Source organism: Hydrogenophaga palleronii (assembly GCF_031457455.1).
Taxonomy (GTDB): domain Bacteria; phylum Pseudomonadota; class Gammaproteobacteria; order Burkholderiales; family Burkholderiaceae_C; genus Hydrogenophaga; species Hydrogenophaga palleronii_A.
In genome coordinates this window covers 155,692-177,062 of sequence record NZ_JAVDWU010000006.1, presented here as the reverse complement: position 1 = coordinate 177,062, position 21,371 = coordinate 155,692, and the positions used below count along the sequence as shown (strand labels likewise).

Here is a 21,371-nt window from a genome sequence, read left to right as displayed (position 1 = left end):
TTCTGATTGAAACACCGTGGCTTCTGAAAAACGCGTCGTCTTCCGCTCTACCTGGCTACCCTGGGTGCTGCTCGCGCCGCAGGTGGCGGTGATCACCATCTTCTTCTTCTGGCCCGCAGCGCAAGCGCTGCTGCAGTCGTTCCAGCAGTCCGACGCGTTCGGCCTGTCCACCGAATGGGTGGGCTTGCAGAACTTCGAAAATCTGTTGAATGATCCCTCCTACCTGGCCTCGTTCAAGATCACAGCCATCTTCTCCGTGCTGGTGGCGAGCCTGGGCATCGGCATTTCGCTGCTGCTTGCCGTGTTTGCCGACCGCGTCGTCAAGGCCACGCTGGTCTACCGCACCCTGCTGATCTGGCCCTATGCCGTTGCTCCAGCTGTGGCGGGTGTGCTCTGGCTGTTCATGTTCGCCCCTTCCATCGGCATCGTCTCCTACGCCTTGCGCGGCCTGGGTTTCGAGTGGAACCACCTGCTCGACAGCGACCACGCCATGACACTGATCGTGATCGCGGCCGTCTGGAAGCAGATTTCGTACAACTTCCTGTTCTTCCTGGCCGGCCTGCAAAGCATCCCGAAATCGCTGATCGAGGCCGCAGCCATCGATGGGGCGAAGCCCTGGCGCCGTTTCTGGTCGATCCAGTTCCCGCTGCTGTCCCCCACCACCTTTTTCCTGTTCGTGATCAATGTGGTGTACGCCTTCTTCGACACCTTCGCCATTGTGGACGCCGCCACCGAAGGCGGCCCGGGGCGGGACACTGCGATTCTGGTTTACAAGGTCTATTACGACGGCTTCAAGGCCCTCGACCTGGGTGGCTCGGCGGCGCAGTCCGTGGTCTTGATGGTGATCGTCATTGCCTTGACCATCATCCAGTTCCGTTTCGTCGAGAAGAAGGTGCAGTACTGATGCCGACCCCTTTTCACACCAGCCTTACCGGGCACCGCAGACTGATGGAGCACTGCTGATGGTCGAGCGCAATCGCTGGCTGCGCGTGCTCTCGCACGCCGTCCTCATCCTGGGCGTGTTTGTCGTCGCCTTTCCCTTGTACGTGACCTTCGTCGCCTCTACGCAGACCGCCACCGAGATCCTGCAGGCACCGATGTCGTTATGGCCCGGCAGCCATCTGATCGAAAACTACACCGCTGCCCTGCAGGGCACCGGCATGGGCGCTGCATCGAATGCGCCGGTCGGTCGCATGATGATGATCAGCATGATCACGGCGCTGGTCATTGCCATCGGCAAGATTGCGATCTCGTTGCTGTCGGCCTTCGCGATCGTGTACTTTCGCTTTCCGTTCCGCATGTTCTTTTTCTGGGCAATCTTCGTCACATTGATGCTGCCGGTTGAAGTGCGCATCGGCCCCACCTATTCGGTGGTGGCCAGCCTGGGCATGCTCAATACCTATGCGGGTCTCACCATTCCGCTGATCGCTTCCGCGACCGCGACCTTTCTGTTCCGGCAGTTCTTCCTGACCGTGCCGGACGAACTCGTAGAAGCCGCGCGCATGGACGGCGCCGGGCCGATGCGGTTCTTCAAGGACGTGCTGGTGCCCTTGTCCACCACCAGCATCGCAGCCCTGTTCGTGATCCAGTTCATCTACGGCTGGAACCAGTACCTGTGGCCTTTGCTGGTCACCACCGAAGAAACCATGTACCCGGTGGTGATCGGCATCAAACGCATGATCAGTGGCGGCGACGCGGCCACCGACTGGAACATCGTGATGGCCACCGCCGTGCTGGCCATGATCCCGCCCGCGCTGGTTGTGATCCTGATGCAGCGCTGGTTCGTCAAGGGTCTGGTGGATACCGAGAAGTAATGAACGCGCGACAGGGGCCATGAGGTGCGATCCACCCCTTGACCCTGTCCCCAACTGAACAGAGACTGAAAACAACATGGCCTCCATCTCCCTTCGCGATGTCGTCAAGCGTTACCGCACCGGCAAAACCGAACTGCAAGTCATCCACAGCGTCAACGCCGAGATTGCCCACGGCGAATTCATCGTGATCGTCGGTCCCTCGGGCTGCGGCAAATCCACCCTGCTGCGCATGGTGGCAGGTCTGGAGGAAATCAGCAGCGGCGAGATCAGCATCGGTGAGCGGGTGGTCAACGAGTTGGAACCGGCTGAGCGTGACATCGCGATGGTGTTCCAGAACTACGCGCTCTACCCGCACATGACCGTGTTCGACAACATGGCCTACGGCCTGAAAATCAAGAAAGTGCCGATCGACGAGATCAAGCAGCGGGTCGACAAGGCCGCAGGCATCCTGGAACTGGGCCACCTCCTCGCGCGCAAACCACGCGAACTCTCGGGCGGCCAGCGCCAGCGCGTGGCCATGGGGCGTGCCATCGTGCGCCAGCCCCAGGTATTCCTGTTCGACGAACCGCTCTCCAACCTCGACGCCAAGCTGCGCGCCCAGACACGCCTGGAGATCCAGAAGCTGCACCGCGAGCTAGGCATCACCTCGCTGTTCGTCACCCACGACCAGGTGGAGGCCATGACGCTGGCCCAGCGCATGATCGTGATGAACGCGGGCAACATGGAGCAGTTCGGCACACCGGAAGAGGTGTATTCCCGCCCGGCCACCACCTTCGTGGCCAGCTTCATCGGCTCCCCTCCCATGAACCTGTTGAAGCATGCACCGGGTGGTCGCCCTGGCAGCCTCCTCGGCATCCGGCCTGAGCATCTGGACATGGGTACCAGTGGCTGGGCCCTGCAGGTGGAAACCGTGGAACTGCTCGGTGCCGAGCGCCTGGTGCATGCCCGCCTGGGTGACGAACAACTGATCATCCGCACCCACGAGGACCAGGGAGCTCCGGAGATCGGCAGCACCATCCACGTCCTGCCACGGGAAGACCGCCTGCACTGGTTCGACGCCGAGACGGGCAAACGGCAATGAAGCCTGTCAGTCCATCCCGCCACACAAAAGCCTCCGAAACAGTTTCCGCGGCGGCCTGGCCCTACCCCCTCTGGATCGCGCACCGGGGCGCCGGGCGCCTGGCACCAGAAAACACGCTCGCCGCCTTTCGTGTGGGCGCCTCGCACGGCTACCGCATGTTCGAATGCGACGCGAAGCTGAGCGCCGACGGTGTGGTGTTCCTGATGCACGACGACACGCTGCAACGCACCACCAATGGCGAAGGCATTGGCGGACACCACGACTGGCGCCACCTCAGCCAGCTCGACGCTGGCGCCTGGCACTCGCGTGGTTTTGCCGGCGAACCGCTGGCGACGCTGGGTGCCGTGGCGGCCTATTGCCTGGCCAATGCCTGCTGGCTGAACATCGAGATCAAACCCACGCCCGGACTGGAGCGGGTCACCGGAGAGGTGGTTGCTAAAGAGGCTGTCGCGCTGTGGGCGGCTTCATCTTCGGATTCCCCGCTTCTGACCTCATTTCAACCTGAGGCCCTGCAAGGCGCCCGGGAGGCCGCGCCCGATCTGCCGCGCGGTCTGTTGCTTGACACACTGTGGGACGGTTGGCTGGACGTTGCAAAGGAACTGGGCTGCGTGGCCATCGTGTGCAACCACGCGCTGTGGGACAAGACCACGATGGCGCAGGCCACTCAGGCCGGCATGCGCACTTTGGCCTACACGGTCAACGACGAGTGGGCCGCCGACCGCTTGCTGGCCTTGGGCATTGACGGTGTGATCACCGACCGCGTCGAACGCTTTGCCCCGGCCCGGGCGGCAGTGTAAGGTTCCGGCGGGTGGCGCTCAACGCCTGCGCAACCACCACACCAAGGTGCCTTGCACCGCCACAAGGGCAGCGTAGGTCGCGACCTTGCCATCGCGCCCGAAGTACGCCAGCCCCGCGAAGAGCACCGCAGCACCTGCCAGCATCAGAAACCCCAGCGTCAGGCCGGGGTGACGTCCGCCGCGCCAGAAGCCTGCGAAAAGCCACAGCAACAAGGCCGTCACCAAGGCTGGGGCAAGAAATCCGGCCAAGTGCAGCGCCAGGGCTATCACTGTCATTTGAGCGTCAACGTGTGCGGCATAAGCGATCAATTTTATAATCCGGGAATGTCTGTCTGGGCGCTCGGCATCAACCACCACACGGCTCCGCTCGATTTGCGGGGCCGATTTGCCTTCGCCCTCGATCAAATTCAGCCCACGCTGCACGGCTACAGGCAAAGCCTCGCTCGCCAGCCAGAGGCCACTCTGCTTTCCACCTGCAACCGCACCGAGCTCTATGGTGCGGGGGATCAGGCGGCGGTCGAACCCACCCTTGATTGGTTGGCCCAGACGGGTGGCGTGAGCGCGCACGTGCTCAGGGACCATGCTTACATTCTTCGCGAGGACCAAGCGGCGCGCCATGCGTTCCGGGTGGCCAGCGGCCTGGACAGCATGGTGCTGGGCGAACCCCAGATCCTGGGCCAGATGAAAGACGCCGTGCGCGCCGCAGACGACGCCGGCGCCCTCGGCACCACCTTGCACCAGCTGTTCCAGCGCTCGTTTGCCGTGGCCAAGCAGGTTCGCAGCTCCACCGAAATTGGCGCGCATTCCATCAGCATGACGGCCGCCGCCGTCCGGCTCGCCGGGCAATTGTTCGAAGACCTGCGCGACATCAAAGTGCTTTTCGTCGGCGCTGGCGAAATGATCGAACTCGCCGCCACCCATTTCGCTGCCAAGTCGCCCAAGGGCATGGCCATTGCGAACCGCACGCTGGAACGCGGCGAAAAGCTGGCGCTTCGCTTTGGCGGCGAGGTGATGCGCCTGGCCGACGTGCCCGATCGCCTGCACGAGTTCGACGCCGTCATCAGCTGCACCGCCAGCACCTTGCCCATCATTGGTCTGGGTGCGGTGGAGCGGGCATTGAAGAAGCGGCGCCACCGTCCGCTGTTCATGGTCGACCTGGCCGTGCCCCGCGACATCGAATTCGAAGTGAAGGCATTGGCCGACGTCTACCTCTACACCGTGGACGACCTCGCGTCTGTTGTGCAAACCGGCAAGGACAACCGCCAGGCGGCCGTTGCCCAGGCAGAAGCCATCATCGACGCTGGCGTGCTGAGCTTCATGCACTGGCTGGAGCAGCGCGACCCAGCCCATGGTGTCGTGCCGCTGATCCAACAGATACATGCACAGGCCGACGAATGGCGGGCCGCTGAACTGGTGCGTGCGCGAAAGCTGCTGGCCAAGGGCGAGCCGGTGGAGGCCGTGCTCGAAGCTCTTTCCCGTGGTCTGACCCAGAAAATGCTGCACGGTACGCTGGCCGAACTGCATGCCGGCGACGGCGCCACCCGCGCCGCCACCGCACAGACCGTCTCCCGCCTGTTCCTGCGCGACGAACCGCGCAAGACCGGCCGCGGCACCCTTTCCTAGCGAACCCTCCGGCAGCGCGGAGCCCACCCGGGACCGGCGCGCTGCTGCACACCGGCTGGCCATTTTCCCCACCTCATGAAACCCTTTGTTCGCGATACCTTGCAGCGCCAAAGTGCACGCCTGCACGAACTCGACGCCTTGCTGTCTGCGCCTGACGTGGTCAACGACATGGAGCGGTTTCGTGCCCTGAGCCGTGAGCATGCCGATGCATCCAGCTTGGTCGACACCTTCAACCGCTACTTGCAGCGCGAGGCTGACCGGGCATCCGCTGAGGCGATGTTGAGCGACCCCGACATGGCCGAACTGGCAGAAGAAGAAATGACCGCCGCCAGCGCCGACATGATCGCGCTGGACGCCGAGTTGCAGCAGCAACTGTTGCCCAAGGACCCTGATGACGAACGAAACGCCTTCATGGAAATTCGGGCCGGCACGGGCGGCGACGAGTCTGCCTTGTTCGCCGGGGACCTGGCGCGGCTGTACACACGGTACGCCGAAGCCCAGGGCTGGCAAGTGGAGATCGTGAGCGAGTCTCCCAGCGAACTCGGTGGCTACAAGGAAGTGGTGTTGCGCATAGCGGGCCATGGTGCCTACGGGCGCCTGCGCTTCGAATCCGGCGGCCATCGCGTGCAACGGGTGCCGGTTACCGAAACCCAGGGCCGCATCCACACCAGCGCGGCCACGGTGGCCGTGATGCCAGAGCCTGATGAAACCCAGGCCATCGCCTTGAACCCCAGCGAACTGCGCATCGACACCTACCGGGCCAGCGGCGCCGGTGGGCAGCACATCAACAAGACCGATTCCGCTGTCCGCGTCACCCACCTGCCCACGGGCATCACCGCCGAATGCCAGGACGGTCGTTCCCAGCACAGCAACAAGGCCAAGGCGCTGCAGGTGCTGACCGCGCGGCTGCAGGAAAAAGACCGCTCAGAGCGGGCAGCCAAGGAAGCCGCCACCCGCAAGGGCCTGATCGGAAGCGGCGACCGCAGCGACCGCATCCGCACCTACAACTTTCCCCAGGGGCGCCTCACCGATCACCGCATCAACCTCACCGTCTACAAGCTGCTGCAGGTGATGGAAGGCGACCTGGGCGATGTGATCCACGCATTGCAGGTGGCTCGAGGGGCCGAACTGCTGGCCGAGCTGGAAGGGAAGGCATGACCCCCTGCGACGCATTTCGGCGATGACTGAAATGAAACACCCCCGCGCCGCTTCGCGTCACCCCCCTCAAGGGGGCGGCACTGGCCGTCCGGCAAAGCCGGCCCCGCGGCGCCCCTGGACTGGACCGTTTCATGCGTCGCGGGTCGCGCGCTGCGCGGTGGAGCAACTGAAATGATGTTGGCCGATGCGCTTCGGCAAGCTGCGGTCGCCGATCTGGACCGGCTCGACGCCCAGATGCTGCTGCTGTTCAGCCTCGGGCGTGATCCCAATGCCCGCGCCTGGCTCGCGGCCCATGACGATCAGCCCCTGAGTGAGGAACAGCAAGTGCGCTTCGAGCAGTTGTGCCAGCGGCGGCTTCAAGGCGAGCCCCTGCCTTACCTCACGGGCACCAAAGAGTTCTTCGGTCTGCCCCTGAAAGTTGACCGACGCGTGCTGGTGCCGCGGCCCGATACCGAGACCCTGGTGCAGTGGGCGATGGATCTCGTCGACACCATCGCTCCATCCAGAAGTGCCCCCGTGCGCACGCTGGACCTGGGCACAGGCAGTGGCGCGATCGCCCTGGCCCTCAAATCCAGCAGGCCCCTTACACAATCCTGGGCCACCGACGCCAGCCCAGACGCACTGGCAGTGGCTCAGGCCAACGCCGAGGCGCTCGGTTTGACCGTGTCTTTCCGCCATGGCCACTGGCTGGCGGCGGTGACGGGCGAGCACTTCGACCTGATCTTCAGCAATCCGCCCTACATCGAGACGAACGACCCGCACCTGGCCCAGTTGCAACATGAACCCCTGTCAGCGCTCGTCTCTGGCCCTGATGGGCTGGATGACCTGCGTCATCTGGCCGACGAAGCGCCCCGTTTCCTGGTGCCGGGCGGCTGGCTGCTGCTGGAGCATGGCCACGACCAGGCACAACGGGTGCGAGCGTTGCTTGAGCGAGCGGGGTTTGATGCGGTCGCCAGCCGCACCGACCTCGCGGGCATTGAGCGCTGCAGTGGAGGCCGCTGGTTGGAACGGTGATAATTGTGACTGTTCCCGGGTTCTCGACAACCCATCTGATCAAGGACTTTCTGCCATGAGCGACGCCCAGACCCAAATCGACCAGTTGGTCAAATCGAACGACATCGTGCTCTTCATGAAGGGCAACGCGAGCTTCCCCATGTGCGGTTTCTCGGGCCGCGCCATCCAGATTCTCAAGGCCTGCGGTGTTGAACCTCGCACCCTGAAGACCGTGAACGTGCTGGAAGACGAAGGCATCCGCCAGGGCATCAAGGAATACAGCAACTGGCCCACGATTCCTCAGCTCTATGTCAAGGGCGAGTTCATCGGCGGCTCGGACATCATGATGGAAATGTACGAATCCGGCGAACTGCAACAAGTCATCAACGGCGGAGCCTGACCCACAGTCACTGGCGCTGCACATCGGAAAGCCACCTTCGGGTGGCTTTTGTCGTTATCGATCGCGGTATTTTTCACGGTCCGGCACTTCCAAAGGAAAGACGGTGCTTTCAGGGTCTTATCCGGCTTTGAGATCAGGCATGTCTTGTGCTTGAATGAAGCCATCGTCGAACCCCACAAGGAGAACCGCATGAGCTCACGCAGCCTGGTCGCTTCACCCCCCCTGGGTCTGCCCATCGCCCAGATGCGCAGCGTGTTCCGCGCCGACGATGTCGAACGCAAGCTGGCGCACCTGCAAGCCAGCGGCAACGAGCGCGATTTCGATCCCTTGCGCAACACCTGGCAGCGCATGCTGGAGCGCGGTCCCGAACGCTTTGCGGTCAAGCCATCCGGTGTGCCTGACATGGCGCCGCTGTACGACTTGCTGCCCAATTTTGGTGAAGTGCTCGACGATGTGAAGCGCCATGTGGCACTGACGCAGGACAGTCGCGACGGCCTGGAGGTCACGCCCATCCTCTTGCTGGGTCCGCCCGGTGTCGGCAAAACGCACTTCGCGCGCCAGATCGCCGATCTGCTGGGCACCAGCATGAGCCTGATCCCCATGAGTTCCATGACGGCAGGATGGCTTTTGTCAGGATCGTCGTCTCAATGGAAGGGAGCCAAACCCGGCAAGGTGTTTGAAGCACTGGTGGACGGGCAGTACGCCAATCCGGTGATCGTGGTCGACGAGATCGACAAAGCCAGTGCCGATGCCCAGTATGACCCCATGGGTGCCCTCTACGGCCTGCTTGAACACGACACGGCGCAGAGCTTTGTCGACGAATTTGCCGAAGTACCGATCGATGCCAGTCAGGTGATCTGGATCACCACCGCCAACGACGAGCGCAGCATCCCAGAACCCATTCTCAATCGCATGAATGTGTTTGAAATCGCTGCGCCCTCGCCTGAGGCAGCACGCAAGATCGCGGCCCATCTGTACCGGGGCATTCGCGGCGAACACGACTGGGGTCAGCGATTCGACCCCGAGCCTGTGGACGACGTGCTTGACCAGCTCGCCACGCTCGCCCCTCGAGAAATGCGCAGGGCGCTGGTCACAGCCTTCGGCAACGCCCGCCTGGACAATCGCTACAGCATCGAACCCGGCGATCTGCCCAGGATGGGCGCCGGGAAGGCCCGCATCGGCTTCCTCCAGTAAAAAGAAAACGGCAACGCGCCTTGTAGATGTCCGATGGCGCCGGGCACCCGGTGTCAGGCGTCGGGATGGATCCAGTTTCGTGCCGCCGCATACACCGCATTCGGGTATTCGGCGCGGCCTCGGCTGCCGTTGTAGCGACCCAGCGCCATGAAAGTGTCGCCCCGCTCCCGGTCCAGATAGTGACGCAGGATCACGCAGCCAAAGCGCAAATTCACGCGCATATCAAACAGCTTGCCCACCTCGCCATCGCCAATCACCCGCGACCAGAAAGGCATGATCTGCATGTAACCCCTGGCGCCCACACGCGAAATGGCGAACTTGCGAAACGCGCTTTCCACCTGGATCAAACCCATCACCATGGTGGTGTCCAGACCGGCACGCCGGGTTTCGTACCACACCGTCTGCAGAAACTCGATGCGCGTCTGGAAGTCCGGCTTGCGCCGCTGCAGCCGGTCGCTCATCGCACCCAGCCAACGCAAGTAAGCCAGCCGACGCTCGGTGTTTGAAAACACCGGCTCTGGAGGTGCGCTGTTGGCGATGGCAGAGGCCAGGGCGCTGCGCACCGAATCGGCCAATGGCTCCTCCAGCTGCCCGCCCGCCCGCACCGGGGTCAGCAGGGAGGAGGCTGACCAAGTCAAACCGGACAAGCCCGCCAGCAGGCACAAGCGCCGGTTCATGGCCCGTGTCTCGTCCAGAGCCGGTTCCGATGGCAAAGGCGATTCGGGACGCTTCATCCGGCCAGCTTCTCCTTGAGAAACCCCAACACATCGCCCACTGCCACCTGGGTGGCGGCGGCGTCTCGTCGGTGTTGGTACTCCAGTTGCCCCGATTTCAGGCCCCGGTCTCCGATGGTGATCCGATGAGGCACACCAATGAGTTCCCAATCCGCAAACATGGCGCCTGGACGCTCGCCGCGATCGTCCAGGATCACGTCGATACCGGCTGCCAGCAGGTCTGAATACAGTTGCTCTGCCGCCTGACGAACCACTTCGCTTCGATCCATGCCGATCGGGCAAATCACCGCCGTGAAGGGCGCGATCGCATCGGGCCAGATGATGCCCCGTTCATCGTGGTTCTGCTCGACGGCCGCCGCTGGCAAACGCGTGATGCCGATGCCGTAGCAACCCATCTCAAAAAACGCCGGCTTGCCGTCCTCACCGAGAAACGTGGCGTCCATGGCCTTGCTGTATTTGGTACCGAGGTAGAAAACATGCCCCACCTCGATGCCGCGCTCAATGGCCAGAACACCCTTGCCATCGGGCGATGCATCGCCTTCGACCACGTTGCGCAGATCGGCCACCAGGTCGGGCTCGGGCAGATCACGAGCCCAGTTCACCCCTGTCATGTGGAAATCCGCCTCGTTGGCTCCGCAAACCCAGTCGGCCATCACGGCCACTTCACGGTCGACGACCAGCTTCACGGGAAGCAAGGTACCCACGGGCCCCAGGTAGCCGGGTTTACAACCGAAGTGGCTCTCGATTTCGGCAACGGTGGCAAAGCGAAAACCTGCATCCAGGCCGGGCACCTTGGAAACCTTGACCTCGTTCATATCGCGGTCTCCCCGGAGGAGCAACAGCCAGACTTGTGAACGCAGCACCTGTCCGTCTTCACCGACCTCGTCGGTGGCCAGCACCAGCGACTTCACGGTATTGGCCAAAGGCATGCCCAGGAACTCGGCCACATCGGCACAGGTGCTCTTTCCCGGTGTCGGGGTCTTGGTCAAGGGGTTCGATGCTGCGGGTCTTGGCTCCTGCGGCGCAAGCGCTTCAGCCTTTTCCATGTTGGCCGCGTAATCGCTGCTCGGGCAATAAACAATCGCGTCTTCACCCGTGGCCGCAATCACCTGGAACTCTTCCGACAGGTCGCCGCCAATGGCGCCACTATCGGCTGCCACGGCACGGTAGCGCAGACCAAAGCGATCGAAGATGCGTCGATAAGCGGCCGCCATGACTTGGTAGCTGGCCTTGGCGGCCGCCTCATCGCGATCAAAACTGTAGGCATCCTTCATGATGAATTCGCGCCCGCGCATCAGTCCGAATCTCGGACGCCGCTCGTCCCGGAACTTGGTCTGTATCTGGTAAAAATTTTTGGGCAACTGCTTGTAGCTTCGCAGTTCCTGCCGGGCGATGTCCGTAACCACTTCTTCACTGGTGGGCTGCACCACAAAGTCGCGATCGTGGCGGTCCTTGATGCGAAGCAGCTCAGGCCCCATTTTTTCGAAACGGCCTGTCTCTTGCCAGAGTTCGGCTGGCTGGACCACGGGCATGGTGAGCTCGACGGCACCGGCACGGTTCATTTCTTCGCGAACGATCTTCTCCACCTTCTGGATCACCCGCAGCCCCATCGGCATGTACGTGTAGATACCGGCGCCCAGCTTCTTGATCATGCCGGCTCGGGTCATCAACTGATGGCTCACCACCTCGGCATCGGCAGGGGCTTCCTTGAGCGTGGAGATAAAGAACTGGGAGGCTTTCATGAAGGGCACACGAACCGTAAAGGTCTCACGAAAAGAGGTGGATGAAAGATCAGGGGCGACGCCCGCTCCTGGATCTACGCGGGTCCGTCAGTCGGTGTTTACCCGGCGCTGATCCCCTTCGAGGGGCAGAACAGTACGGAATTTGTCATGCGCGATGCATAATCCATACAGTTCAAAAATTTGGGGTTGATTATGCTTGACAGAGAAGGCTTCAGGCCCAATGTCGGCATCATTCTGCTCAACCAGCGAAACCAGGTGTTCTGGGGCAAGCGCATCCGCTCGCACTCCTGGCAGTTTCCGCAGGGTGGCATCGACAGGGGTGAAACCCCCGAGCAAGCGATGTACCGGGAATTGCACGAAGAAGTGGGCTTGATGCCCGAGCACGTGAGCATCGTGGCCCGTACCAGGGACTGGTTGCGCTACGAAGTGCCGGACCGCTTCATCCGCCGCGATGCGCGCGGCCACTACAAGGGGCAGAAACAGATCTGGTACCTGTTGCGACTGATCGCTCACGACTGGAATCTCAATCTGCGTGCCACCAGTCATCCCGAGTTCGACGCCTGGCGCTGGCACGACTACTGGGTCCCTCTGGACGTGGTCGTCGAGTTCAAGCGAGGCGTGTATGAAATGGCCTTGACCGAGCTCGCGCGTTACCTGCCAAGGAACGACCCGCGCAATCGCTATCTTCGCAGTGGTACAAGGCAACGAGGCTCTGGCGAAGGCTCGCAAGAGGACGCTATGGGCGGGGCGCCCCAGGGTTTGGAGCTGCCTCCCGGCGCCAGCTTCGATCCTGACCCACAGAGTCATCGTAACGTCGAACCCTCTAGCTAAACCAAGCCGGCTGCCAGCGGATCGCCGTGACTTGGCGGCTGTTCACACGAAGACAGGATCTGGTTCAGCGCCCAGACAGCACCAGATTGTCCCGGTGAATCATCTCGTGTTCGCCCACGTATCCCAGCAAACGCTCAAAGTCTGCGGACGATCTTCTGCATATCAGTCGCGCCTCCGAGCTGGCGTAGTTGGCCAGACCCCGGGCGATTTCCAGGCCGCTGGCGCTTCGGACCGCGATCACATCACCGCGTGAGAAATCACCCTCCACAGCGACCATCCCGATCGGCAGCAGGCTTTTGCCTTCGCGCTGCAACTTCGCCATCGCACCGTCGTCAACGACCACGGCACCACGAAGCTGAAGGTGGTCGGCGATCCAGCGCTTGCGCGCCTGGTTTTTTGGTGTCTGCGCCTGCAGACACGTACCGATCGACTCGCCTTCACACAAACGCAGCAGCACCCGCGGCTCACGGCCCCAGGCAATGACGGTGGAGGCCCCTGAAGCCGCCGCACGCTTCGCGGCCAGTATTTTCGTGAGCATACCGCCCTTGCCAATGCCAGACCCGGCACCACCGGCCATGGTCTCCAGCCGGGGGTCGCCCGCTCTGGCGAGATGGACGAATTCGGCTGACGGATTGCGCCTGGGATCGGCTGTGTACAGCCCCTTCTGGTCGGTCAGAATCACCAACACATCCGCCTCAACCAGGTTCGCGACCAGTGCACCCAGCGTGTCGTTGTCACCAAATTTGATCTCGTCGTTGACCACGGTGTCGTTTTCATTGATCACCGGGACCACGCCAAGGCCCAGCAGCGTCACCAAGGTGGATCTGGCATTCAGGTACCGTTCACGGTCCGCCAGATCGGCATGGGTCAACAGCACCTGTGCACTGCCCACTCCACAGGCACGCAACTTGGACTCGTACATTTGCACCAGGCCCATTTGCCCCACGGCCGCAGCCGCCTGCAGTTCGTGGATCTCCTTGGGACGCTCGGTCCAGCCGAGTCTTTTCATGCCTTCGGCGACGGCGCCACTGCTCACCATGATCAGCTCGCGACCCTGCTGCGCCAGTTCCGCGAGCTGCAGGCTCCACTCCCCGATGGCCTGCTCATCCAGTCCCCGACCTTCATTGGTCACCAGACTCGAGCCGACCTTGACCACGATGCGGCGGGCATGTTTGAGCAAAGACACCGGAAGCGAATCGATGGCATTCATGGACTCATCCAACATGGATCTGAAAAAACGGATCGTTTACCTAGGTAACTTCACTCACCGCTCGGTGCATCCGAGAATCGGGGATCGACATCGGTAGGTGGTTGCAACGATTGATGCACCTGTGCAATGTGCTGGTAGATCTTCTGGATCAACAACTCGCACCCTTCCCGAGTCAGCGCCGAGATTTCAAAGACAGGCCCTTTGTATTTGAGCCGCTTGACGACGTCGTTCACGCGGGCTTCCCGCTCCTCTGCGGGCACCATGTCGAGTTTGTTCAACACCAGCCACCTCGGTTTGGCGTACAGCGCAGGGTCGAATTTTTTCAACTCGGCTGCAATGGCCTTCACCTGCTGCACCGGGTCCACGTCTTCGGCAAACGGTGCCATGTCCACAAGATGCAGCAGGAGACGCGTGCGCTGCAAGTGCCGCAGGAACTGATGCCCCAGCCCCGCCCCTTCCGAGGCACCTTCAATCAGCCCTGGCACATCAGCCACCACGAAGCTTTTTTCAGGGCCTACCCGCACCACACCGAGGTTGGGATACAGCGTGGTGAAAGGGTAGTCGGCAATTTTGGGGCGGGCGTTGGAAATCGCCGCAATCAGCGTGGACTTGCCCGCATTGGGCATGCCAAGAAGACCCACATCCGCCAGCACCTTGAGCTCCAGCTTCAATGTGCGGCGCTCGCCAGGCCAACCAGGTGTTTTCTGACGAGGCGCACGGTTCGTCGAGCTTTTGTAATGCATGTTGCCGAAGCCGCCGTCGCCTCCCTTGGCGATGGTGATTTGCTCCCCGGGTTCAAGCAGTTCGTGGAGAACTTCACCCGTTTCGGCATCGGCAATGATGGTGCCCACAGGCATCTTGAGCACGATGTCATCGCCCTTGATGCCAAACATGTCCGAGCCTTTTCCGTGCTCACCCCGCCGGGCTTCAAAGCGCCTGGTAAAGCGGAAATCGACCAGCGTGTTCAGGCTCGCATCTGCAATGGCGTACACGTGGCCTCCACGACCACCGTCTCCACCATCGGGGCCACCGAATTCCTTGTATTTTTCATGCCGGAAAGATGCGCAGCCGTTGCCGCCGTCGCCTGCCGCAACATCGATCGTGGCTTCGTCCACAAATTTCATGACATGTTTCTCCTGTAGAGACCAACACAAAAGGCCCGCGCTGGCGGGCCTTTTGCAATCAGAGTGTTACCGCTCTGGAAGGATCATTGCCGGGCGAACCCGGAAATCCTGAATGCCGCCGTGATCAGGCAGCTGGCGTGATGCTGACAACCTGGCGGTTCAGCGCGCCTTTGACAGCAAAGGTAACGTGTCCATCGACCGTGGCAAACAGGGTGTGATCCTTGCCCAGTCCGACGTTCACGCCCGGGTGGAAGCGCGTACCACGCTGGCGAACAATGATCGAACCGGCGCTCACCAGTTCACCACCGAAAGCCTTCACACCGAGCATCTTGGGCTTGGAATCGCGCCCGTTTCGCGTAGAGCCGCCGCCTTTTTTCTGTGCCATTTATCGACTCCTCAGGCTGCGATCGAGGCGATCTGCAGCTCGGTGAAATTCTGACGGTGGCCCTGACGCTTCTGGTAGTGCTTGCGACGGCGCATCTTGAAGATGCGAACCTTGTCGTGCCTGCCATGCGCCACCACCGTGACCGTGACCGTTGCGCCGGAAACCAAGGGAGTGCCAACCTTGATCTCGCTGCCGTTACCGACAGCCAGAACCTGATCAATCACGATCTCTTGGCCCACATCCGCAGCAATCTGTTCTACTTTAATTTTTTCGCCAGCAGCAACACGATACTGTTTGCCACCGGTTTTTATGACCGCGTACATATGAACCTCTTCAAAAATACCCCACGAATGGAGCAACCAGCAAAACCCTTTTCGCTGAACCGGCGATTCTAGCATGGCACATCGATTCTTCCAAACAGGCGCGGCACGCAGCGCCCGGGCGCCATGCCGGGGCGCAGTGAAGCGCGGAGGCGGAACTGCCTGGTTTCTATAATCCGACCTGCGATCCCTGCCCGTAGCTCTTCAGCCGATACCGCATCTTGACCACCTCTGCACCCGCCGCTCACGCCCTCGACCTGATTCAGCCTGACATGCTCCGGGTAGACGAGGTCATCGAAGAGAGGCTCTCCACCGATGTGCCGCTGGTCCGGGAAGTGGCCCAGTACATCATTTCTTCTGGTGGCAAGCGCCTTCGCCCCGCCTTGTTACTGCTCGTTTCCGGCGCATTGGGCAGCCTGCACCCTCACAGGCACACGCTGGCTGCAGTCGTCGAGTTCATCCACACAGCCACACTACTTCATGACGACGTGGTCGACGAGTCGACCCTGCGCAGAGGGCGTGAGACGGCAAATGAGCGTTTCGGCAATGCTGCCAGCGTGCTCGTCGGCGACTTCCTCTATTCGCGCGCGTTCCAGATGATGGTCAGCGTGGACAACATGCGTGTCATGCAGGTGCTCTCGGAGGCCACCAACATCATCGCAGAAGGCGAGGTCATGCAGTTGATGAACATGCACGACGCCTCTCTGGACGAGACCGCCTACTTGCGCGTCATTCGCTCAAAGACGGCGAAACTGTTCGAGGCCAGCGCAAGGCTGGCACCCATTCTGGCCGGCGCCGACGCAGAGACCGAAGCACTGTGTGCCACGTATGGACAAGCACTCGGCACGGCCTTTCAAGTGGTCGATGACGTTCTCGATTACGAAGGGGACCGGGAAGTCCTCGGTAAAAACCTGGGAGACGATTTGCGCGAAGGCAAGGTCACACTCCCCATCATCTGCGCGCTGCGAACCGCAAGTGAAGGGCAGAAAACCCTGATCCGCAACGCCATTGTCCAGGGCGATCAAACCCATCTGGAAGAAATCCAGTCGATCATTCAGACTTCGGGTGCACTGGAATTGGCAAGAGCCAGTGCCTCGGCCGAAGCACAGCGTGCAATCGAAGCCGCGCGAGCACTTCCGGCCAATGAGTACAGTGACGCTTTGCTAGAATTGGCGACAGGTCTTCTGGGGCGTCGCTCCTGAAAATCAGCTTGAGGCGTTGGATGCCTGCGCATCAAAGCCGAACGCGCATTCGGGGTGTAGCTTAGCCTGGTAGAGCGCTACGTTCGGGACGTAGAGGCCGGAGGTTCGAATCCTCTCACCCCGACCATCCGTTGGTCGCTCCAAAGATACCGCCCGGCATTGGCACCAGCGGCGTGGCGACTGCTTCACGACACGTAAACAACGGCACTTCGCCAAGAATGGGCAAATTCGGCACAATTCGCCTCAATTGTGCGAGGCAAGTCGTTGATTTGCGATAGATTACGGCTCTATGGCGTCTGTCGATACGGTAACCCAGGATAGCTCTTCCATGGCCCTTCCCGGCTTGGGACGGGCGCTCGTGTCTGCGGGCAAGCTCAAGCAGAAGACCGCAGAGGATCTGTACAAGAAGGCCCAGAGTGGGCGCACCAGCTTCATTGCGGAGTTGACGAACTCTGGCGCCGTTTCTGCCGCAGACATGGCGCACACAATCGCAAGCGCCTTTGCAGCGCCGCTGCTCGATCTCGATGCGATTGACGCCGAGCGCCTCCCCAAAGGATTGCTCGATCCCAAGATCTGCTCCGACTACCGCATCGTGGTGTTGAGCAAGCGCAGCAACCGGCTCATCGTCGCCACCGCAGATCCGGCCGATCAGCAAGCCGTCGAAAAGATCAAGTTCGCTACTCAATTGGGCGTGGACTGGGTCATTGCCGAATACGACAAGCTCAGCAAACTGGTTGAATCGCAGAGCACCACCGCCAACGAGGCGATGGACAACATCATCGGTGGCGACATCGAATTTGACGACCTTGCCACCGAAAACGTGGTGAGCGATGCTGCGGACAAGGCCTCCGAGGTAGACGACGCCCCGGTGGTGAAGTTTCTCCACAAGATGCTGATCGATGCGTTCAACATGCGTGCATCCGACTTGCATTTTGAACCTTATGAGCATGCCTACCGTGTGCGGTTCCGGATCGACGGCGAACTCAGGGAAATTGCCTCACCGCCCATTGCCATCAAGGACAAGCTGGCTTCACGCATCAAGGTGATTTCCCGCATGGACATCTCCGAGAAGCGGGTGCCCCAGGATGGCCGCATGAAGCTGAAGATCGGCCCGGACCGGGTGATCGATTTCCGCGTCAGTACGCTGCCCACCTTGTTCGGCGAGAAGATCGTGATCCGGATTCTGGATCCGAGCAGTGCAAAAGTGGGCATTGACGCGCTGGGCTATGAACCGGAAGAGAAGGAGCGGTTGATGTCCGCGATCTCTCGTCCGTATGGAATGGTCTTGGTCACAGGTCCGACCGGATCGGGCAAGACGGTGTCGCTCTACACCTGCCTGAACATCCTGAACAAGCCAGGAATCAACATTTCCACAGCAGAAGATCCTTCTGAAATCAACTTGCCTGGCGTCAATCAGGTCAACGTGAACGAGAAGGCGGGACTGACTTTTGCAGCGGCCCTCAAGGCGTTTCTTCGTCAGGATCCCGATGTGATCATGGTCGGTGAGATTCGCGACCTCGAAACCGCGGACATTTCCATCAAGGCTGCCCAGACCGGCCACATGGTGCTGTCCACGCTTCACACGAATGACGCACCCACCACACTGACGCGGATGATGAACATGGGGATTCCCACGTTCAACATCGCATCCAGCGTCATTCTGATCACGGCCCAGCGTCTGGGACGCAGGCTGTGTCCGAATTGCAAGGCGCCACTGGATGTGCCGCGCAAAGCGCTCATTGACGCCGGCTTCAAGAGTGAGGACCTGGACGGCACCTGGACGCCCTTTAAGCCTGTGGGCTGCTCAGCCTGCAACAACGGGTACAAAGGCCGCGTCGGTATCTACCAGGTGATGCCCATTTCTGAAGAAATCCAGCGAATCATCCTGCGGGGTGGAAGTGCGCTGGACATTGCCCAACAGGCCAGCAAAGAGGGTGTGCGCACGCTTCGCGAGTCCGGATTGCTCAAGGTCAGACAAGGCCTGACGTCGCTGGAAGAAGTGCTCAGCGTCACCAACGAATGATCGCGCACTAGGCGCCCGAACCCGAGGACATCATGGCAACCGCTGCATCCAAGAGCATCAAGGACTTCGTATTCGAGTGGGAAGGCAAGGACCGCAACGGCAAAACGGTCCGTGGCGAGACGCGCGCGGTGGGTGAAAACCAAGTCCTGGCCGCGCTCCGCCGCCAGGGGATCATTCCAGGAAAGGTGAAGAAGCGCCGCACGTCCTCGGGCAAGCGCATCAAGCCCAAAGACATTGCCATCTTCACACGTCAGCTGGCGACCATGATGAAGGCGGGTGTGCCGCTTCTTCAGTCGTTTGACATCGTGGGTCGAGGCAACCCCAACCCGAGCGTGACCAAGCTGCTCAATGACATCCGCTCGGATGTGGAAACCGGTACCTCGCTCAGCGCAGCTTTCCGAAAGCACCCGCTGTACTTTGACAACCTGTACTGCAACCTGGTTGAAGCAGGCGAGGCAGCCGGTATCCTCGAAGAACTGCTGGACCGCTTGGCGGTCTACATGGAAAAGACCGAGGCGATCAAGTCCAAAATCAAATCGGCCCTGATGTATCCGGTATCGGTGATCATCGTCGCGTTCGTGGTCGTCGCGGTGATCATGATTTTCGTGATCCCCTCGTTCAAGGAAGTGTTCACTTCCTTCGGAGCCGACCTGCCGGGCCCCACGCTGTTTGTGATCGCAATGAGCGAATTCTTCATTGAGTACTGGTGGTTGATATTTGGTGGAATTGGCGGCGGTGGTTATTTCCTCATGCAGGCATGGCGACGCAATGAGAAGGTCCAGCGCTTCATGGACCGTGTCCTGCTCAAGATGCCCATCTTCGGGACACTTGTCGAAAAATCCGTGATTGCGCGGTGGACTCGTACCCTTTCCACCATGTTCGCTGCGGGCGTGCCCCTCGTCGAAGCACTGGATTCCGTGGGCGGGGCGTCAGGCAACTCGGTCTACGCCATCGCCACGGAGCGAATCCAGCAAGAGGTCTCCACTGGCACCAGCCTGACCAATGCGATGACCAATGCCAACATCTTTCCATCCATGGTGCTTCAGATGTGCGCCATCGGGGAGGAGTCCGGCTCCATTGACCACATGCTCGGCAAAGCCGCTGACTTCTATGAAGCGGAGGTTGACGACATGGTGGCCGGCTTGTCGAGCCTCATGGAGCCCATCATCATCGTGATCCTGGGCACCATCATCGGTGGCATCGTCGTTTCCATGTACCTCCCGATCTTCAAGCTGGGACAGGTGGTTTGATGCTGTCACTGGGTGCCGCTGATGCGGTGCTGCTGGGCGTTTTGGGGTTGCTGATCGGCAGCTTTCTCAACGTGGTGATTCACCGATTGCCCAAGATGATGGAGCTGGCATGGGCGCAGGAGTGTGCCTCTCTCAACCAGCCCGACGGCGTCGCGCCTGCGATTGAAAACGCGCCACGGTTCAACCTGATGACGCCCAGATCTAGGTGCCCTCATTGTGGGCACCAGATCCAGTGGTTTGAAAACATTCCCGTCCTCAGTTATCTGGCCTTGCGCGGGCGTTGTCGATCCTGCGCCGCGCCCATCAGCCTGCGTTACCCTTTGGTGGAGCTCGCCTGCGGCATGCTCTTCGCGTGGTGTGGCTGGCGATGGGGTCTGACATGGCAAGCCATCGCATGGGCGGGTTTTGCAGCGGCTCTGCTGGCCCTGACCTTTATCGATTGGGACACCACGCTGTTGCCAGACGACATCACGCTGCCCTTGATGTGGGCCGGTCTTTGCGGGGCCGCCTTGCAACTCACGGACGCCAGTTTGAGTGATGCGGTCTGGGGTGCCGTGGGCGGCTATATGTCGCTTTGGCTGGTGTACTGGGGCTTCAAACTGATCACAGGCAAGGAGGGCATGGGACACGGCGACTTCAAGCTGTTCGCCGCCTTGGGTGCCTGGTTTGGTTGGCAGGCCTTGATTCCCATGATTCTCATGGCATCGGTCATCGGCGCTGTCGTGGGTCTGGCGATCAAGTTCAAAGGAACGCTGCGGGAAGGCGGCTACGTGCCTTTTGGTCCTTTTCTCGCATTGGCCGGTTTGACGGCCATGGTCTTCGGTCATGCAGCGATCCTTGACCTCATCGGTCTTTAGCGTGGTGCCAGGGCGCATGCCAGTTGTCCATAGACTGGGCCTCACCGGTGGCATTGGCAGCGGCAAGAGTTCGGTGGCCAGGCTCCTGGAAGCCCGCGGCGCTGAAGTGATTGACGCCGATGCCATTTCGCGCGCTTGCACCGCAGCAGGTGGTAGCGCCATGCGCGCCATTGCCGAGACATTCGGGCCGGACTTTGTGGATGCCGATGGTGCGCTCCATCGGGGAAACATGCGCCAACACGTGTTCACCCATCCAGACGCCAAGGCACAGCTGGAAGGCATCCTGCACCCGCTGATCGCTGCTCAAATCCGTCTCCAGGCCGGCAACAGCAATGCGCCGTGCCTGGTGTTCGACGTGCCTCTTCTGGTGGAATCGCCTCGCTGGCGGCCACAACTGGATCATGTGGTGGTCGTGGATTGCACGCAGGAGACCCAGGTGCGCAGAGTCCAGAACCGCAATGGCTGGGACCTGGCCACTATCACCCGTGTGATGCAGCAACAGAGCACAAGAAGCCAGCGACTCGCGGCCGCCGACATCGTCCTCTTCAACGACGGAAATGAGATGGAACATCTGCGAAGCCTTGTGAGTGATCTCGCAGGCCAGTTCGGGCTATGATGAATCATTGCGCGAAA

Annotated in this window: 22 protein-coding genes and 1 tRNA gene; 16 read left to right on the top strand and 7 right to left on the bottom strand. The window is 61.1% G+C overall.

Annotated elements, in window-relative coordinates; translation table 11 throughout:
* The first annotated feature begins 16 nt into the window (after positions 1-16).
* The 4 genes from ugpA (at position 17) to ugpQ (ending at position 3,692) form a co-directional block, all read left to right on the top strand.
* On the top strand, positions 17-904 hold the full coding sequence (ugpA, locus tag J2W49_RS15345) for a sn-glycerol-3-phosphate ABC transporter permease UgpA (RefSeq protein ID WP_310317851.1): 888 nt from the start codon (positions 17-19) through the stop codon (positions 902-904).
* 58 nt (positions 905-962) lie between these two features.
* Entirely contained in the window at positions 963-1,814 is an 852-nt protein-coding gene (gene ugpE, locus J2W49_RS15340) for a sn-glycerol-3-phosphate ABC transporter permease UgpE (protein WP_310317848.1), read from the top strand.
* A gap of 76 nt (positions 1,815-1,890) precedes the next feature.
* Positions 1,891-2,895 (top strand): sn-glycerol-3-phosphate import ATP-binding protein UgpC, encoded by a 1,005-nt coding sequence (locus J2W49_RS15335; protein ID WP_310317845.1) that lies wholly within the window; start codon positions 1,891-1,893, stop codon positions 2,893-2,895.
* Complete coding sequence (gene ugpQ, locus J2W49_RS15330) at positions 2,892-3,692, top strand: glycerophosphodiester phosphodiesterase (RefSeq protein WP_310317842.1); 801 nt, start codon at positions 2,892-2,894, stop codon at positions 3,690-3,692. The genes J2W49_RS15335 and ugpQ overlap by 4 nt, the downstream gene beginning before the upstream one ends.
* Before the next feature lie 18 nt (positions 3,693-3,710).
* On the opposite strand, the gene J2W49_RS15325 is transcribed toward ugpQ, so the two are convergent.
* Positions 3,711-3,968 (bottom strand): hypothetical protein, encoded by a 258-nt coding sequence (locus tag J2W49_RS15325; RefSeq protein ID WP_310317839.1) that lies wholly within the window; start codon positions 3,966-3,968, stop codon positions 3,711-3,713.
* A gap of 48 nt (positions 3,969-4,016) precedes the next feature.
* Between J2W49_RS15325 and hemA the strand changes: the two genes are divergently transcribed.
* The 5 genes from hemA (at position 4,017) to J2W49_RS15300 (ending at position 9,060) form a co-directional block, all read left to right on the top strand.
* Entirely contained in the window at positions 4,017-5,315 is a 1,299-nt protein-coding gene (hemA, locus tag J2W49_RS15320) for a glutamyl-tRNA reductase (protein ID WP_310317836.1), read from the top strand.
* 75 nt (positions 5,316-5,390) lie between these two features.
* Positions 5,391-6,473, top strand: a complete 1,083-nt coding sequence (gene prfA, locus J2W49_RS15315) for a peptide chain release factor 1 (protein WP_310317833.1) — start codon at positions 5,391-5,393, stop codon at positions 6,471-6,473.
* Between the two features lie 171 nt (positions 6,474-6,644).
* A complete protein-coding gene (gene prmC / locus J2W49_RS15310) occupies positions 6,645-7,487 on the top strand; it encodes a peptide chain release factor N(5)-glutamine methyltransferase (RefSeq protein ID WP_310317829.1) in 843 nt (280 codons plus the stop codon).
* Positions 7,488-7,542: 55 nt separating this feature from the next.
* Positions 7,543-7,866, top strand: coding sequence for a Grx4 family monothiol glutaredoxin (grxD, locus tag J2W49_RS15305; protein ID WP_310317827.1), 324 nt, complete (start codon positions 7,543-7,545; stop codon positions 7,864-7,866).
* Positions 7,867-8,055: 189 nt separating this feature from the next.
* Positions 8,056-9,060 carry an AAA family ATPase gene (locus J2W49_RS15300; RefSeq protein ID WP_310317824.1) on the top strand — a complete coding sequence of 335 codons (1,005 nt, stop codon included), beginning with the start codon at positions 8,056-8,058 and terminating at the stop codon, positions 9,058-9,060.
* Positions 9,061-9,113: 53 nt separating this feature from the next.
* Here the strand turns inward: J2W49_RS15300 and J2W49_RS15295 are convergent, their stop codons facing one another.
* A complete protein-coding gene (locus tag J2W49_RS15295; protein WP_310317822.1) occupies positions 9,114-9,794 on the bottom strand; it encodes a lytic transglycosylase domain-containing protein in 681 nt (226 codons plus the stop codon).
* Positions 9,791-11,536 carry a proline--tRNA ligase gene (locus J2W49_RS15290; protein WP_310317820.1) on the bottom strand — a complete coding sequence of 582 codons (1,746 nt, stop codon included), beginning with the start codon at positions 11,534-11,536 and terminating at the stop codon, positions 9,791-9,793. Before J2W49_RS15290 ends, J2W49_RS15295 begins: the two co-directional genes overlap by 4 nt.
* A gap of 192 nt (positions 11,537-11,728) precedes the next feature.
* Here J2W49_RS15290 and J2W49_RS15285 point away from each other — a divergent pair, with 192 nt between their 5' ends.
* Complete coding sequence (locus tag J2W49_RS15285) at positions 11,729-12,367, top strand: RNA pyrophosphohydrolase (protein WP_310317818.1); 639 nt, start codon at positions 11,729-11,731, stop codon at positions 12,365-12,367.
* A gap of 64 nt (positions 12,368-12,431) precedes the next feature.
* On the opposite strand, the gene proB is transcribed toward J2W49_RS15285, so the two are convergent.
* The 4 genes from proB to rplU all read right to left on the bottom strand — a co-directional run bounded on the left by proB (position 12,432) and on the right by rplU (position 15,409).
* Positions 12,432-13,577, bottom strand: coding sequence for a glutamate 5-kinase (gene proB, locus J2W49_RS15280; protein WP_310317815.1), 1,146 nt, complete (start codon positions 13,575-13,577; stop codon positions 12,432-12,434).
* 50 nt (positions 13,578-13,627) lie between these two features.
* Positions 13,628-14,701 (bottom strand): Obg family GTPase CgtA, encoded by a 1,074-nt coding sequence (gene cgtA / locus J2W49_RS15275; protein WP_310317812.1) that lies wholly within the window; start codon positions 14,699-14,701, stop codon positions 13,628-13,630.
* Positions 14,702-14,825: 124 nt separating this feature from the next.
* Positions 14,826-15,086 (bottom strand): 50S ribosomal protein L27, encoded by a 261-nt coding sequence (gene rpmA / locus J2W49_RS15270; RefSeq protein ID WP_310317810.1) that lies wholly within the window; start codon positions 15,084-15,086, stop codon positions 14,826-14,828.
* Positions 15,087-15,097: 11 nt separating this feature from the next.
* Entirely contained in the window at positions 15,098-15,409 is a 312-nt protein-coding gene (gene rplU / locus J2W49_RS15265; protein ID WP_310318353.1) for a 50S ribosomal protein L21, read from the bottom strand.
* Between the two features lie 269 nt (positions 15,410-15,678).
* Between rplU and J2W49_RS15260 the strand changes: the two genes are divergently transcribed.
* From J2W49_RS15260 to coaE, 6 genes are all read left to right on the top strand, one after another.
* Positions 15,679-16,608, top strand: coding sequence for a polyprenyl synthetase family protein (locus tag J2W49_RS15260; RefSeq protein WP_310318350.1), 930 nt, complete (start codon positions 15,679-15,681; stop codon positions 16,606-16,608).
* Between the two features lie 50 nt (positions 16,609-16,658).
* Positions 16,659-16,735: transfer RNA gene (locus J2W49_RS15255), tRNA-Pro, on the top strand.
* 162 nt (positions 16,736-16,897) lie between these two features.
* Positions 16,898-18,631: a type IV-A pilus assembly ATPase PilB gene (gene pilB / locus J2W49_RS15250; RefSeq protein ID WP_310317806.1), complete on the top strand. Its 1,734-nt coding sequence runs from the start codon at positions 16,898-16,900 to the stop codon at positions 18,629-18,631.
* Between the two features lie 32 nt (positions 18,632-18,663).
* The gene (locus J2W49_RS15245; protein WP_310317803.1) at positions 18,664-19,881 is read left to right on the top strand and encodes a type II secretion system F family protein; all 1,218 of its coding nucleotides are present in this window, start codon (positions 18,664-18,666) and stop codon (positions 19,879-19,881) included.
* Positions 19,881-20,738: a prepilin peptidase gene (locus tag J2W49_RS15240; protein WP_310317798.1), complete on the top strand. Its 858-nt coding sequence runs from the start codon at positions 19,881-19,883 to the stop codon at positions 20,736-20,738. The genes J2W49_RS15245 and J2W49_RS15240 overlap by 1 nt, the downstream gene beginning before the upstream one ends.
* Positions 20,739-20,754: 16 nt before the next feature.
* Positions 20,755-21,354, top strand: coding sequence for a dephospho-CoA kinase (gene coaE / locus J2W49_RS15235; RefSeq protein WP_310317795.1), 600 nt, complete (start codon positions 20,755-20,757; stop codon positions 21,352-21,354).
* The last annotated feature ends 17 nt before the right edge of the window (positions 21,355-21,371 follow it).